Source organism: Rhizobium jaguaris (assembly GCF_003627755.1).
Taxonomy (GTDB): domain Bacteria; phylum Pseudomonadota; class Alphaproteobacteria; order Rhizobiales; family Rhizobiaceae; genus Rhizobium; species Rhizobium jaguaris.
This window is the reverse complement of record NZ_CP032694.1, coordinates 3,327,711-3,343,412: the sequence shown is the minus strand read 5'-3', so window position 1 is coordinate 3,343,412 and position 15,702 is coordinate 3,327,711. Positions and strand designations below refer to the sequence as shown.

Here is a 15,702-nt window from a genome sequence, read left to right as displayed (position 1 = left end):
CTTTGATATGAACATCTCCAGATTCTTTGTTGACCGCCCGGTCTTTGCCGGTGTTCTTTCGGTCCTCATCGTGGTCGCCGGCCTGATCGGCCTCAGAGCGCTGCCGATCTCCGAGTATCCAGAGGTCGTGCCGCCGTCGATTGTCGTGCGCGCCACCTATCCCGGCGCCAACCCGACCGTCATCGCCGAAACGGTGGCAACGCCGCTCGAAGAGCAGATCAACGGCGTCGAGGGCATGCTCTACATGTCCAGCCAGGCAACGTCCGACGGCGTTCTCAACGTGACGGTCACCTTCAAGCTCGGCACCGATCCGGATAAGGCGCAGCAGCTCGTGCAAAACCGCGTTTCGCAGGCCGAGCCGCGCCTGCCCACGGAAGTCCGTGCCCTCGGCATCACGACCGTCAAGAGCTCGCCCGACTTCATCATGGTCGTCAACCTCGTCTCGGACGGGGCCGATCACGACATCACCTATCTGCGAAACTATGCGACCCTGAACGTCAAGGATCGGCTCGCCCGCATCGAAGGCGTCGGGCAGGTGCAGGTCTTCGGCGCCGGCGACTATTCCATGCGCGTGTGGATCGATCCGCAGAAGGCGGCCGAGCATAATCTTGCCGCCAGCGACATCAGCAATGCGATCAGCTCCCAGAACGTCCAGGCTGCGGCCGGCATCATCGGTGCCTCACCCAGCCGGCAGGGCGTGGATCTGCAGCTCAACGTCAATGCCCAGGGCCGACTGCGCACACCCGAGGAGTTCGGCAACATCATCGTCAAGACGGGCGCCAACGGCGAGATTACCCGCCTTCGCGACGTCGCCCGCGTCGAGCTCGGTGCGGAAGACTATACGCTGCGTTCGCTGCTCGACGGCAAGCCGGCCGTCGCCGTCGCGGTTCTCCAGGCGCCCGGTTCGAACGCGATCGAGATCGCGAACAACGTGCGCTCGACCATGAACGAGCTGCAGTTGGCAATGCCGGCTGGCGTCAAGTACGAGATCGTCTACGACACGACGAAATTCGTTCGCGCCTCGATCGAGAAGGTCATCGACACGCTGCTCGAGGCCATCACGTTGGTCGTCCTCGTCGTTATCCTGTTCCTGCAGACATGGCGCGCCTCGATCATCCCGCTGATCGCCGTTCCGGTGTCGATTATCGGCACCTTTGCGGTGATGTATGTCTTCGGCTTCTCGATCAACGCGCTCAGTCTGTTCGGCCTGGTGCTGGCGATCGGTATCGTCGTGGACGACGCGATCGTGGTGGTCGAGAACGTCGAACGCAATATCGAGAACGGGCTCAGTCCGCGAGACGCCACCTACAAGGCCATGAAGGAAGTCTCCGGTCCTATCGTCGCGATCGCGCTGGTCCTCGTCGCGGTGTTCGTGCCGCTCGCCTTTATCTCCGGTCTGTCCGGCCAGTTCTATCGCCAGTTCGCGCTGACGATCGCCATCTCGACGGTCATCTCTGCCTTCAACTCGCTCACCCTGTCTCCGGCACTGGCATCCCTGCTCCTGAAGGGCCATCATGCGCCGAAGGATTGGTTGACGCGGTTCATGGACGCGATCTTCGGCTGGTTCTTCCGCGGCTTCAACCGGGCGTTCGGGGCCGGTTCGAAGTACTACGGCAAGGGCGTCGGCGGCCTGGTGTCGCGCAAGAGCATCGTCATGGTGCTATATCTCGCGCTGGTGGGTGCGACCTACAGCCTGTTCACCACAGTTCCCGGCGGTTTCGTGCCGTCGCAGGACAAGCAGTATCTGATCGGCTTTGCACAGCTGCCGGATGCCGCGAGCCTCGACCGTACAGAAGACGTGATTAAGCGCATGACGGACATCGCGCTGAAGCAGCCGGGCGTGGCCAATGCGATCGCCTTCCCGGGCCTGTCGATCAATGGCTTCACCAATTCCTCGAATGCCGGCATCGTTTTCGTGACGCTGAAGGACTTCGATGAGCGCAAGACGCCGGACCTTTCGGGCGGAGCGATCGCCATGGCGCTGAACCAGAAGTTCGGCGCCATCCAGGATGCCTTCATCGCCATGTTCCCGCCGCCGCCGGTCAACGGCCTCGGCACGACAGGCGGCTTCAAGCTGCAGATCGAGGATCGCGCCGGCCTTGGCAACCAGGCGCTCGACCAGGCGGCCAAGGCAGTGATCGCCAAGGCCTACCAGACGCCGGAACTCACCGGCATCTTCTCGAGCTTCCAGATCAACGTGCCGCAGCTCTTTGCCGATCTCGACCGCGCCAAGGCCGAACAACTCGGGGTCTCCGTCACGGACGTCTTCCAGACGCTGCAGATCTATCTCGGTTCGCTCTACGTGAACGACTTCAACGCCTTCGGCCGCACCTACAGCGTCCGCGTGCAGGCCGATGCCAAGTTCCGCGCTCAGCCGGAAGATATCGGCCAGTTGAAGGTTCGTTCGGCATCGGGCCAGATGATCCCGCTTTCAGCCCTGCTGAAGGTGGACGCCACCACCGGTCCGGAACGCACGAACCGCTATAACGGCTTCCTTGCGGCTGATATCAATGGCGGCCCGGCGCCTGGCTACTCGTCGGGCCAGGCACAGGCGGCGATCGAGAAGATTCTGCATGAGACGTTGCCGCCCGGTATAGACTTCGAATGGACGGACCTGACCTACCAGCAGATTCTGGCCGGCAATTCCAGCGTCGTTGTTTTCCCGTTGGCGCTGCTGCTGGTTTTCCTCGTGCTGGCCGCCCAATACGAGAGCCTGACCTTGCCGCTCGCCATCATCATGATCGTGCCGATGGGCGTATTGGCGGCGCTGACCGGCGTCTGGCTCACGGGTGGAGACAACAATATCTTCACCCAGATCGGCCTGGTGGTGCTCGTCGGCTTGTCGGCAAAGAACGCGATCCTGATCGTGGAGTTCGCCCGCGAGCTGGAGTTCGACGGCCGCACGCCGGTTCAGGCCGCCATCGAGGCCAGCCGCCTGCGTCTGCGCCCGATCCTGATGACCTCCATGGCCTTCATCATGGGTGTCGTGCCGTTGGTCACCTCGACCGGCGCCGGCGCCGAGATGCGTGCCGCCATGGGCGTCGCGGTGTTCTCGGGCATGATCGGCGTGACGTTCTTCGGCATCTTCATGACGCCGGTGTTCTACGTGCTGATCCGCAGGCTGACGGGCAACCGTCCGCTGAAACAGCATCACCATAACGACAATAACCATTCGGCGGAAATTCTCCCTATCGCCGCCGAATAGGAACGCCGTGTCGGGTGTTACCCCCAGTGCCCGATACTTCAGGGGCGGGACCGCAAGGTCTCGCCCTTCTTTTTTGATCTCCCGTTGATTTTGATATTTTCCATTTCGGCCAATCTGTTTTTCGAAGATTTTGCCACTCGCCCGCCAATTTCGTTTGCATGCTGACGCCATGGGTTTATCAAACACCTAGGCAAAATGATTGACGTACATCGGGCCGAAGGAGCCGCCCGTTGATGGTCAGTTGCGAGGGAGGATTCCATGCACATAGCCATCATCGGAGCAGCCGGCATGATCGGCCGGAAATTGACGGCAAGGCTGGTGGCCGATGGCGGTCTTGGCGGCCGGGAGATCACGCGGCTATCGCTGATCGACGTGATCGAACCGCCTGTGCCTCAGGGTTTCACTGGCAAGGTGAAGGCCCGCGCTCGCGATCTGTCTGCACCAGAAACAGCGGAGAAGATCGTGGCCCGCCGGCCGGATGTGATCTTCCATCTTGCGGCGATCGTCTCCGGCGAGGCGGAACTCGATTTCGACAAGGGGTATCGCATCAATCTCGATGGCACCCGGCAACTGTTCGAAGCGATCCGTGCCGCCCATACGGAGGACGGCTATAAGCCGCGGGTCGTCTTTACCTCTTCCTGCGCTGTTTTCGGCTCGCCGTTTCCGACACCAATCCCCGACGATTTTCATCTGACGCCCCTTACCAGTTACGGAACGCAGAAGGCGATCAGCGAGCTGCTGCTGGCGGACTATACGCGCCGCGGCATTTTCGACGGCATCGGCATTCGCCTGCCGACCATCTGCATTCGTCCCGGCAAACCGAATCGCGCCGCCTCGGGCTTCTTCTCCGGCATATTGCGCGAGCCGTTGATCGGCATGGAAGCCGTGCTGCCGGTGCCGGAAGACGTGCGGCATTGGCATGCGTCGCCGCGTTCGGCCGTCGGATTTCTCATTCATGGCGCGACAATCGATCTTGCGCCGCTTGGTGCCGGCCGCAATCTTTCCATGCCGGGTGTCAGCGCCACGGTCGGCGAGCAGATCGAGGCTCTGCGCCGGATCGCCGGCGACAAGGCGGTGAAATTGATCCGCCGCGAACCGGACGAGCTGGTGATGCGCATCGTCTCTGGCTGGGCTCAAGGCTTTACGGCGACGTGGGCGAGGGAGCTCGGTTTTGTGGCCGAGAGCTCCTTCGACGAGATCATTCGCGTTCACATCGATGACGAATTGGAGGGACGCCTTCCATGACCGATCGGAAGATTGCTTTTCTCGGAACCGGGCTCATGGGTGCCCCGATGGCGCGGCGGTTGCTGGGCGCCGGCTTTGCCGTCACCGTCTGGAACCGCGATCGGACCAAAGCCGACGCATTGGCATCAGATGGAGCGGCCGTCGCCGCGACGGCGGTGGAGGCGGCCAACGGTGCCTCCGTACTGTTCACGATGCTGACCAATGCCGGCGCGGTCAGCGAGATCCTGTTCGGAAGCGGTGTTGCCGATGCATTGAAGCCCGGCGCCGTCGTGGTCGACAATAGCTCCATCCCGCCGCCGATCGCCCGCGAGCATGCGGCGAAGCTGGCTGAGCGTGGCATCCGACACATCGACGCGCCGGTCTCCGGGGGCGTGGTCGGTGCAGCGGCCGGGACGCTGGCGATCATGGCGGGTGGCGATGCCGAAGTCATCGATAGCGTCCGCGACGTGCTGGCCCCGCTCGGTCGCGTTACCCATGTGGGACCCAGCGGCGCAGGCCAGCTTGCCAAGCTAGGCAACCAGCAGATCGTCGCAGTGACCATCGGCGCGATTGCAGAAGCCATGCTTCTGGTCGAAGCCGGCGGCGGTTCGCGCGAGGCCTTTCGCGCTGCTATTCGCGGCGGCTTTGCCGAAAGCCGGATTCTGGACTTGCACGGGCAGCGCATGATCGAGCGCAATTTTGAACCCGGCGGCACGGCGCGCAATCAACTGAAAGATCTCGACACTGTTCTTGACGCTGCTCAAAGCTTGTCGCTTCATTTGCCGTTGACCGAAGCCGTCAGGGCGGAGTTCGCCGAATTCGTGGAGAAAGGCGGCGGCGAAAGCGATCACAGCGGTCTGCTGCTGCATCTGGAAGAAAAGAATGCTCGAGGAAAGGCTTGAGGAAGACATGACCGACAATGGCATATCCAAACGTCGTCTGCGTTCGCAGGATTGGTTCGACAATCCCGATCATATCGACATGACCGCACTCTACCTCGAGCGCTTCATGAACTATGGCATCACGCCGGAAGAGCTGCGTTCCGGCAAGCCGATCATCGGCATTGCCCAGAGCGGCAGCGACCTGACGCCCTGCAACCGCCATCACCTCGATCTCGCTAAGCGCATTCGCGACGGCATTCGCGATGCGGGAGGCATTCCGATCGAATTCCCGACCCATCCGATGTTCGAGAATTGCAAGCGTCCGACTGCGGCGCTCGACCGCAATCTTGCCTATCTCGGCCTTGTCGAAGTGCTTTACGGCTATCCGCTCGACGGTGTCGTGCTGACGACCGGTTGCGACAAGACCACGCCGTCGGCGCTAATGGCGGCCTCCACTGTCAATATTCCCGCGATCGTATTTTCCGGCGGTCCTATGCTCGATGGCTGGCATGATGGCGAGTTGGCCGGTTCCGGCATGGCGATCTGGCGCTCGCGCCGCCGGCTCGCCGCCGGTGAGATCGATGAAGAGGAGTTTCTGGAAACGGCGCTTTCCTCGGCGCCCTCGGTCGGTCACTGCAATACGATGGGCACGGCCTCGACGATGAACGCCATGGCCGAAGCACTCGGGATGTCGCTCACCGGCTGCGCCGCCATTCCGGGCGCCTATCGCGAGCGCGGGCAGATGGCTTATCGCACCGGCCGCCGCGCCGTCGAACTGGTGATCGAAGACATCAAGCCTTCCGATGTTCTCACCCGTCCGGCTTTCCTGAACGCCATCAAGGTCAATTCGGCGATCGGCGGTTCCACCAATGCGCAACCGCATCTGGCGGCCATGGCGAAGCATGCCGGCGTCGATCTCCACCCCGATGACTGGCAGGTGCACGGCTTCGACATTCCGCTGCTCGCCAATGTGCAGCCGGCGGGCGCTTATCTCGGCGAACGCTTTCATCGCGCGGGCGGCGTGCCGGCGGTCATGTGGGAGCTGCTGCAGGCCGGCAAGCTCGATGGTGACTGTCCGACCGTCACAGGCAAGACGATGGCCGAGAACCTGAACGGTAAGGAAGCGACTGACCGCGAGGTCATCTACCCTTTCGCGGAGCCGTTGAAGGAGCATGCGGGTTTCCTGGTGCTGAAGGGCAATCTCTTCGATTTCGCTATCATGAAAATGAGCGTCGTTTCGGAGGATTTCCGCCGTCGCTATCTACAGGAGCCCGGCCACGAGGGCGTATTCCAAGGCAGGGCAGTGGTTTTCGATGGTTCGGAGGACTATCACAAGCGCATCAACGACGAGAGCCTCGGTATCGACGAGAACACCATTCTCGTCATTCGAGGGGCCGGACCGATCGGTTGGCCGGGGTCTGCCGAAGTCGTCAACATGCAGCCGCCGGATGCGCTGCTGAAGCGCGGCATCCGCAGCCTGCCGACGATCGGTGACGGCCGCCAGTCGGGCACGGCCGACAGCCCGTCGATCCTCAACGCCTCGCCCGAAAGTGCGGCGGGCGGCGGTCTTGCGTGGCTCAGGACCGGCGACATCATCCGCATCGATTTCAATCATGGCCGCTGCGACATGCTGGTCGAAGAGGCGGAAATCGAGCGGCGCAAGGGCGACGGCATTCCGGCGGTTCCGCCGGACGCGACACCCTGGCAGCAGATCTACCGGCGGTCGGTCACGCAACTTTCCGACGGCGCGGTGCTCGACGGCGCTGCCGATTTCCGCAACATCGCAGCCAATCTGCCGCGTCACAATCATTAACCAAAAAACGAATGCAGCGAGCGTTGCGGGCAAAAGCCCGCAACTTTGGAGGGGCTATTAAATATCGCTAAAGGGAGTGGTGCAAAGATATCGCCGAAATCATGCAAACTTTCCATGCGTCCGGAGGGGGTTCGAACTCGGTGGAAAAGGCGGTGTCAGGGCGATCCGAGCAGGAATTCCAAGACCTCTTGAGGAGGCTGGAATTAGCGCTGGAGACGTCGCAGATCGGGGTGTGGGAGCATGACCTCAGCGAAGAGGAAGTGCTTTGGGATCTGCAGATGCACAAGCTCTACGAGACCGGCCGTACCGATCGCAAGGTGTCGTCGTCGGTCTGGCTGAATGCCCTTCATCCCGGCGATGTAGAGCGGGCAATCGCCGAGTTTGATGAAGCAAACGCGAAAAAGGGTTTTTATAATTCACAATTTCGCATCATCCTGCCTGATGGAGAGGTGCGCTATCTGCGCTCGCGGGCTCATTTCTACGAGGGACCCGATGGCCAGCCGTCTTTCATCGGTGCGGAATGGGATGTCACGGCTGACGTCCTGCTCAATCGTGAGCTGACCGATCAGAAGGCGGTCGCGGAAGCCCGCGCAATCGCGCTGGAGCAGAGCCGCGCACGTATCGAACACGCAGCTGACCATGATTACCTGACTGGCCTTCCCAATCGCCGTTATTTCGATCGCCGGCTGGCGGAGCTGTGCGCCGACGCGGCCGTGAAGACACTGGCGGTCCTCCATATCGATCTCGACTGTTTCAAGCAGATCAATGACAAATGGGGCCATGCGGCTGGCGATGTAACGCTGCAGAATGCGGCGGGGCGGATTTCCGGGGCGATCTCGGCCAATGATATGGTTGCTCGCATCGGCGGGGATGAGTTCGTCGTGGTGCTGGTCGATATCGATACCGCCGATGAGCTGAGAAGCATTGCGGAGGATATTCTATGGCGGCTGCGGCGCGACATACGCTTCGGCCACGACATGCTGCGGGTAGGCGCCTCGATCGGCGCGGCTTGGAGCGCTATCGAAGGGGCCGGCAATCTGTTGGCGGAGTCCGATGTCGCCCTCTATCAGGCCAAGAAACTTGGCCGCAACCGTGTCGAATTCTTCACACCGAAACTGCAATCCGACTTGCAGTCCGAGCGCCAGCTGGCAGAGGAATTGCGACTTGCGCTGATACGGAATGAGATCGTGCCTTTCTACCAAACCCAGGTGGATGCGCGCAGCCGACGAATCGTCGGGCTAGAGGCTTTGGCGCGATGGTGGCATCCGGAGAGGGGGCTGCTGGCGCCGGTAGCCTTCCTGAAGGTAGCTGAGGAATACGGGCTGACAGCAGAGATCGATGCGGCCATCCTAAACCGCGTATTGTTCGACCGCACCACCTGGGCCTTGCAGGGCCTGACGCCGCCGCGTATCGCCGTCAACATTTCCGGAAGCCGTCTGGCCGATCCAAGGCTAATTGAACGGCTGGAAGCTCTGAACATACCGCGCCATGCCATCGCCTTCGAGTTGGTGGAGACGATCTTCCTCGATGATCCCGACGACAAAGTGCTCGCCAATATCGACGCGATCAAAAAGATGGGTATCGAGATCGAGATCGACGATTTCGGGTCCGGTCATGCCTCACTGATCGGCCTGGTGAAGCTGAAGCCGAAGCGACTGAAGATCGACCGGCAGTTGGTGACGGCAATTACCACCTCGGACGAACAACGCCGCCTGGTCAGCTCGATCGTGGAAATAGCAAGAGCCCTCAGTGTTGAAGTCATCGCCGAGGGCGTTGAGACCGAAGACCATGCACGGCTCCTGGCGCGCGCCGGCTGTGACGGACTTCAGGGCTATGCGATCGGTTATCCTTCGCCGGCAAATGAGATCGCTGCGCTGCTGGCATCTGTTCAGCGGCCAGATTTACACCGGCCCTCAGGTAATTCCCAAGGCGATGCTGGATCTACCGGATTTGCAGGACGGCAATCAGCCCATAGCTGATGACGCCGAGTGTCAGCAGCGACAGCGTGGCTGCCGTGATCACCCGGCCGCCGGCATGGGCAACGGAGCGGATGTTCACCGATAGGCCGAGCGCCGCCATAGCAATCACCGTGAGGATGTTGGAGACGAGCGCCATCGGCGCGACCAGCGCGTCCGGGATCAGGCCGAAAGAACGCAACGCCATCAGCCCCAAAAAGCCGCAGATAAACCAGGGAACCAGTGAGTGGTGGCGGCCCGTGCGGCTGTCGATCCCAGCCGTTTCGGTCTTGGTGATGACGCCGAGAAGGAAAATGACAGGCCCGAGCATCAGCACACGGACGAGCTTGACCAGGGTTCCGGTTTGCACCGCAAGGGTGCTGACTGGCGCGGTCGCGGCAAGAACCTGCGGCACGGCATAGACGGTCAGGCCGGCCAGCACGCCATATTGCGGGACGCTCATGCCGGCGTGGAAATAAAGAAGCGGCAGCAGGAAGACGGCGGCGATTCCAAGCACGGCCGTAAAGGCAAGGGCGGCGGCAATCTCCTCCGAACCGGCCTCGATGACCGGAGCAACGGCGACGATCGCCGAATTGCCGCAGATGGAATTACCGCAGGCAATGAGCGTGGCCAGCTTCGGCGGCAGGCCAAGCAGCCGCCCGACGACATAGGTCGCTGCGATCGACAGCACAACGACAATGGCAATACCGGCGATCAACCAGACACCGGCGCCGCTGATGGCCGACAGGCTGATCGAGGCGCCAAGCAGGACGATGGCAATTTCAAGCAGGATCTTGGCGCTGAAATCGATGCCAGCGCGCAAGGTGGGCTTAAGCGGCATTATGGTGCAGACGACAATGCCAAGCGCAATGGCGAGCACCAGGCTCTCGATCCACTTGCCGCCGAGAATACCAATCTCGACGCGCTCGGCGGCATAGGCGAGAAGGGCCACCGCACTCGTCAGGGCAAGGCCGGGGAGGATAATATTGGCTCGATGAAAAAGGGGCATGCTGAACCGCCATTCGACTAAAAAGAAATTTCGATGGCGGGAAAGTCTCACCTCCTGATGTCGACATCCATCGAATATTATCCTATGTTTCGTTCGATAAATTAGAATGATTTCCCATGACCTTCGAGCAACTCGCAATTTTTGTCGCCGTCGCCGAGCGGGAACATCTGACCCATGCGGCAGAGGCCATCCATTTGACACCGTCGGCGGTCAGCGCCGCCATCAAGAACCTCGAAGCCTATTACGGCGTCGAGCTGTTTCATCGCGTCGGCCGGCGGATCGAGCTGACGGAAACCGGGCGCACCTTTCTCGGGGAGGCCAAGGCGACGCTTGCCCGCGTGCGTTCGGCAGAGCTCATGCTTTCCGAACTCGGCGGGTTGCAGCGCGGCCGGCTCAGCCTGCGCGCCAGCCAGACCATAGCGAGCTATTGGCTGCCGCCCGTGCTGATGCGCTTTCATCGCGACTATCCCGGCATCGACCTCGATCTGACGATCGGCAATACGCGTACGGTCACCGAGGCGGTGATCGAAGGCACTGCTGAACTGGGTTTCGTCGAAGGGGAGGTGGATGCGCCGGTTCTGTCGATGAAAGTCGTTGCGCAGGATGCGCTTGTCGTCGTCGTGCCGCCGGATCATCCCTGGGCGGACGGGCGGCGGCTGACCGTTGCCGATCTTGCCAACGGTACGTCCTGGGTCATGCGCGAGGAAGGTTCGGGCACGCGGTCCGAATTCGAAAATGCCATCATCAAGCTCGGCACCTCGCCGCATGATCTCGGCGTGGCATTGGTACTGCCATCAAACGAGGCCGTACTGTCGGCGGTCTGCCAAGGACAGAGCGCGGCGGCGATCTCCAGCGCGGCGGCTATGGCCTATCTGCAGCAAGGATTGCTGGTTCGGGCAGCCTTCGATCTGCCCGTCCGCAGCTTCCGTCTGCTGCGCCACAAAGAGCGTCATGCCAGCAAGGCGGCGTTGACGCTGGAATCCATGTGCAGGGATTAGAGCGGTTCAGTTTTTCAGGGAATCTTAGAACCGCTCTATCTTTTTGTTTTTACGCAATTCCGGACGGAAAACCGCTTCGCACTTTTCCTGGAATTTCTGTCGTTAGCGCTGCTCCATCCGGCGCTGGCTGGCGACGACGAGATCGATCTCGTTGCGGTCCAGCATGGCACGGATATCCGGAGGCGGCACGTCGTCGGTGACCATCATGTCGTAGATGGCGGGATCATCGATGATGATCGGAGCGCTGCGGCCGAATTTGGCGCTGTCGGCGACGATGATGCGGTTTTCAGCGCGCCGCGCGGCTTCGCGGGAATATTCCGCCTCCTCCAGATCGTGCAGCATGAAGCCGGAAACGGCATTGACGGCGCCGACGGACAATATCGCATGGCGAACATTGAAGCGGCGCAGGAAGTTGGTCGCTTCCATGCCGAAGGCGCCACCGTCGTGGCCGCGCAGTTCGCCGCCGGCGAAGAAGACGCGGTTGCCGTTGCGGGTCGCCAGCGCGTGTGCCACCGAGACGGCGTTGGTGACGATGAACAGGTTCTGATGTTTCTGCAGCGCTACGGCAATGAAAGCTGTCGTCGAGCCGATGTCGAGGAAGAGCGTGTCGCCATTCTGGATCATTGCCGCGACGCGGGCGGCGATCATGCGCTTGGCCTCCGCGTTTTCGTTCATTCGGAAATGCAGAGGCTGCTCGATGATCGAGTCCTTGATATGGACGCCGCCATGCACCTTGGTGACGAGACCGTTGGCCTCCAGGCTGCGGATATTGCGGCGGATGGTCTCTTCCGAAACGGCCAGCCGTTCCGCCAGAAACTGAATACGGCTCGCGCCGCCCGCGAGCCGAAGCTCCTCCAGGATCTCGCGTTCCCGATGGTTCGAATGAAGCGGCGCCTGGACGATGTCCGACATAGTATCGATCCTGTCTACGGCATGATTTCAAAACCCGCGCAACGGCTTTGGATAGACCACGCCTGATCAAACATCTAGAGCGGGATAACGACTCGAAGGCAAGTCAGTTCGCTCCAATCACCTCGAGATTGAATTTTTAGGTCAAATCCCGCCTACGGTGAAGCTTTCTGTTGAGAATATCCATAACCCAATAGGGATTAAACCCTCTTTGCCCGCATAATCCAACAAAAAACCAAATGCTCGTTTCATTTTGTGGGTAGTTCTTGACAGTTCTCCTTTTGTGGGGAACCTTTTGCATCCGAAAGACGCGCTACTGCCGCGCCGGAGGTGGGATGACCGTAACGCCCGAAGACAAGATACATGCTCTTGGCATTTGGCGCGGATCGATCGAGATCGCTCCGCTCATGGGCGGCATCACCAATCGCAATTACCTGGTCACCGACGGCGGCCAGCATTTTGTCGTCAGGTTGGGAACGGACGTTCCGGTTCACCATATCAGCCGTGCCAACGAGCTTGCCGCGAGCAAGGCCGCGCATGCGGCGGGGTTGTCGCCCGCTGTCATTCACTATGAGCCGGGTGTCCTTGTGCTGGATTACATCGACGCCAAACCGCTTGCAGCGGAGGATATTCGCGACCCCATGATGCTGACGCGGATTGTACCGCTTGTCCGTTCCTGCCACCAGAATGTTGCGAAGTATTTTCGCGGTGCTGCCGCGATTTTCTGGGTTTTCCATGTCGTGCGCGACTATGCAGCCGTTCTCGAGGAAGGCGAGAGTCGGCACAGAGCATTGCTGCCTTCCCTCCTCGATATTGCGGGGCGACTGGAGCAGGCCGCCAGGCCTTTCGATATCGCTTTCGGCCATAACGATCTGCTGGCGGGCAATTTTCTCGACGATGGAAAAAGGCTCTGGCTGATCGATTGGGATTATGCGGGTTTCAATACGCCGCTCTTCGATCTCGGTGGTCTTGCCTCCAACAATGAATTCTCCGAGGGCCAGGAAACGGCGATGCTGGAAGCCTATTTCGAGGCGCCGGTGGGTGATGAACTATGTCGGCGCTATCAGGCAATGAAATGCGCCTCGCTGTTGCGCGAGACGATGTGGAGCATGGTTTCGGAAATCCATTCCCATATTGATTTCGATTATTCAGCCTATACGAGCGAAAATCTGACGCGATTTGAACGCACCTATCAATCATTCCGGAATTCTTTTGAGGTGATGCGATGAAAGAACTGCCCCACACAGCGAAGGCGGTCGTCATCGGCGGGGGTATCGTCGGCTGTTCCACAGCCTATCACCTTGCCAAGCTCGGGCTGACCGATACGGTCCTGCTGGAGCGAAAGAAGCTGACCTCGGGCACGACGTTTCATGCCGCCGGTCTCGTCGGACAATTGCGGACCAGCGCCAATATTACCCAGATGCTCGGCTATTCCGTCGACCTTTATAAGAGGCTGGAGGCCGAAACGGGGCTCGCCACCGGCTGGAAGATGAACGGCGGCCTGCGCCTTGCCTGCAACGAGGAGCGCTGGACGGAAGTGAAGCGGCAGGCGACGACGGCGCAATCCTTCGGGCTGCAGATGCATCTGCTGACGCCGAAGGAGGCCTTCGATCTCTGGCCGCTGATGGACATAGACGATCTCATCGGTGCGGCCTATCTGCCGACCGACGGGCAGGCCAATCCTTCCGATATCACCCAGGCGCTGGCGAAGGGCGCGCGCATGGCCGGCGTTTCGATTTTCGAAGATACCGAAGTTCTCGATCTGGAGATCGACAAGGGCAGGATCCGCGCTGTTATCACCGACAATGGCCGCATCGAATGCGAGTGCGTCGTGGTTTGCGCCGGGCAATGGACGCGAAGCTTTGCGGCGCGCTTCGGCGTCAATGTGCCGCTCGTGTCCGTCGAGCATCAGTACCTCATCACCGAATCCTTCGGCGTGCCCTCGAACCTGCCGACGCTGCGCGATCCGGACAGGTTGACCTATTACAAGGAAGAGGTCGGCGGATTGGTCATGGGCGGTTATGAGCCGAATCCGATCCCCTGGGCGATCGACGGCATTCCCAAAGAGTTCCACTACACGCTGCTCGATAGCAACTTCAACCACTTCGAGCAGATCATGGAGCAGGCCCTGATGCGTGTGCCGGCGCTGCAGACGGCGGGCATCAAGCAGCTTCTGAACGGACCCGAGAGCTTCACCCCCGACGGCAATTTCATCCTTGGCGAGGCTCCCGAGCTTCGGAACTTCTTCATCGGCGCCGGCTTCAACGCCTTCGGCATCGCTTCCGCGGGTGGTGCGGGCATGGCGCTCGCCGAATGGGTGGTGAAGGGCGAACCGCCCTATGATCTCTGGCCGGTCGACATCAGGCGCTTCGGCCGTCCGCATTTCGATACGGATTGGGTGCGCACCCGCACGCTGGAAGCCTATGGCAAGCATTACACCATGGCCTGGCCGTTCGAAGAACATTCGAGCGGCCGCCCCTGCCGCAAATCGCCGCTCTATGACCGGCTGAAGGCGCAGGGCGCCTGTTTCGGCGAAAAGCTCGGCTGGGAGCGGCCGAACTGGTTTGCCGATCTCTTTGCAGGCGAGGAGCCGAAGGACGTCTACACCTATGGCCGGCAGAACTGGTTTGCTGCGGTCGGTCGTGAGCATAGGGCGGTGCGCGAGGCGGCGGTGATTTTCGATCAGACGTCTTTTGCAAAATTCGTGCTGAAGGGACGGGACGCTGAAGCGGCGATTTCATGGATCGCGTCCAACGACGTCGCCAAGCCGGTCGGCAACCTGACCTACACGCAGATGCTGAACGACCGAGGCGGGATCGAATGCGATGTCACCGTGGCACGTGTGGCCGAGAACGAATTCTACATCACGACGGGTACAGGCTTTGCCACGCATGATTTCGACTGGATCGCAAAAAATATTCCGGCCGAGATGCATGCCGAACTGGTGGACATAACCTCCGCCTATTCCGTGCTGTCTCTGATGGGGCCGACTTCGCGCATGGTGCTGGAAGCCGTCACCTCGGACGATGTTGCGAATGCGGCGTTTCCTTTCCTGCGGGTGAAGACCGTCGGCATCGCCGGCTGCCCGGTTCGGGCGCTGCGCGTGACCTATGTCGGCGAGCTCGGTTACGAGCTGCATGTGCCGGTGGAATATGCGGCCACGGTCTACGATGCGCTGATGGCTGCCGGCCGTGAGCACGGTCTCATCAATGCCGGTTACCGTGCCATCGAAAGCTGTCGGCTGGAAAAGGGCTATCGCGCCTGGGGTTCCGATATCGGGCCGGATCACACTCCGGTTGAAGCGGGGCTGGCCTGGGCAGTGAAGATGAAGAAGAACATCGCCTTCCGCGGCCGGGAGGCTGTCGAGCGGCAACTGGCCTCCGGTGTGAAAAAGCTGCTCGCGTGCTTCGTGCCCGATGACCCTGAAACCGTGCTGCTCGGCCGCGAGACGATCTATCGCAACGGCCAGCGCGTCGGCTGGCTGTCGAGCGGCGGCTATGGCTACACGATCGGCAAGCCAATCGGTTATGGCTATGTTCGCGATCCTGACGGGGTTACCGAGGATTTCGTGCTTGGGGGGCGGTATGAGCTCGACGTTGCCCAACGTCGCGTCCCCTGCCAGGTGTCGTTGAAGCCGCTGTATGACCCGCAGATGGCGCGGATCAAGGCTTGATCATGGACGAAGCAGCGCCGGATAGGATCAGGTGA

Annotated in this window: 10 protein-coding genes; 8 read left to right on the top strand and 2 right to left on the bottom strand. The window is 60.9% G+C overall.

Annotated features, from left to right (window positions below):
• Window positions 1-7: 7 nt before the first annotated feature.
• The 5 genes from CCGE525_RS16290 (at window position 8) to CCGE525_RS16270 (ending at window position 9,102) form a co-directional block, all read left to right on the top strand.
• On the top strand, window positions 8-3,205 hold the full coding sequence (locus CCGE525_RS16290; protein WP_120705192.1) for an efflux RND transporter permease subunit: 3,198 nt from the start codon (window positions 8-10) through the stop codon (window positions 3,203-3,205).
• A 258-nt stretch (window positions 3,206-3,463) separates the two neighbouring features.
• A complete protein-coding gene (denD, locus tag CCGE525_RS16285; RefSeq protein ID WP_120705191.1) occupies window positions 3,464-4,450 on the top strand; it encodes a D-erythronate dehydrogenase in 987 nt (328 codons plus the stop codon).
• Window positions 4,447-5,331, top strand: coding sequence for an NAD(P)-dependent oxidoreductase (locus CCGE525_RS16280; RefSeq protein ID WP_120705190.1), 885 nt, complete (start codon window positions 4,447-4,449; stop codon window positions 5,329-5,331). Before denD ends, CCGE525_RS16280 begins: the two co-directional genes overlap by 4 nt.
• A 7-nt stretch (window positions 5,332-5,338) precedes the next feature.
• Complete coding sequence (locus CCGE525_RS16275) at window positions 5,339-7,123, top strand: IlvD/Edd family dehydratase (RefSeq protein WP_120706441.1); 1,785 nt, start codon at window positions 5,339-5,341, stop codon at window positions 7,121-7,123.
• A gap of 101 nt (window positions 7,124-7,224) precedes the next feature.
• On the top strand, window positions 7,225-9,102 hold the full coding sequence (locus CCGE525_RS16270; protein ID WP_120705189.1) for a putative bifunctional diguanylate cyclase/phosphodiesterase: 1,878 nt from the start codon (window positions 7,225-7,227) through the stop codon (window positions 9,100-9,102).
• On the opposite strand, the gene CCGE525_RS16265 is transcribed toward CCGE525_RS16270, so the two are convergent.
• A complete protein-coding gene (locus CCGE525_RS16265; RefSeq protein ID WP_120705188.1) occupies window positions 9,065-10,087 on the bottom strand; it encodes a YeiH family protein in 1,023 nt (340 codons plus the stop codon). The two genes, CCGE525_RS16270 and CCGE525_RS16265, sit on opposite strands and share 38 nt — an antisense overlap.
• 116 nt (window positions 10,088-10,203) lie before the next feature.
• Here CCGE525_RS16265 and CCGE525_RS16260 point away from each other — a divergent pair, with 116 nt between their 5' ends.
• Window positions 10,204-11,085 carry a LysR substrate-binding domain-containing protein gene (locus CCGE525_RS16260; RefSeq protein ID WP_120705187.1) on the top strand — a complete coding sequence of 294 codons (882 nt, stop codon included), beginning with the start codon at window positions 10,204-10,206 and terminating at the stop codon, window positions 11,083-11,085.
• 102 nt (window positions 11,086-11,187) lie between these two features.
• On the opposite strand, the gene CCGE525_RS16255 is transcribed toward CCGE525_RS16260, so the two are convergent.
• Window positions 11,188-11,997 (bottom strand): DeoR/GlpR family DNA-binding transcription regulator, encoded by an 810-nt coding sequence (locus CCGE525_RS16255; RefSeq protein ID WP_120705186.1) that lies wholly within the window; start codon window positions 11,995-11,997, stop codon window positions 11,188-11,190.
• Between the two features lie 332 nt (window positions 11,998-12,329).
• Here CCGE525_RS16255 and CCGE525_RS16250 point away from each other — a divergent pair, with 332 nt between their 5' ends.
• Window positions 12,330-13,223 (top strand): phosphotransferase, encoded by an 894-nt coding sequence (locus CCGE525_RS16250; protein ID WP_120705185.1) that lies wholly within the window; start codon window positions 12,330-12,332, stop codon window positions 13,221-13,223.
• Window positions 13,220-15,667, top strand: coding sequence for a GcvT family protein (locus CCGE525_RS16245; RefSeq protein ID WP_120705184.1), 2,448 nt, complete (start codon window positions 13,220-13,222; stop codon window positions 15,665-15,667). The genes CCGE525_RS16250 and CCGE525_RS16245 overlap by 4 nt, the downstream gene beginning before the upstream one ends.
• The last annotated feature ends 35 nt before the right edge of the window (window positions 15,668-15,702 follow it).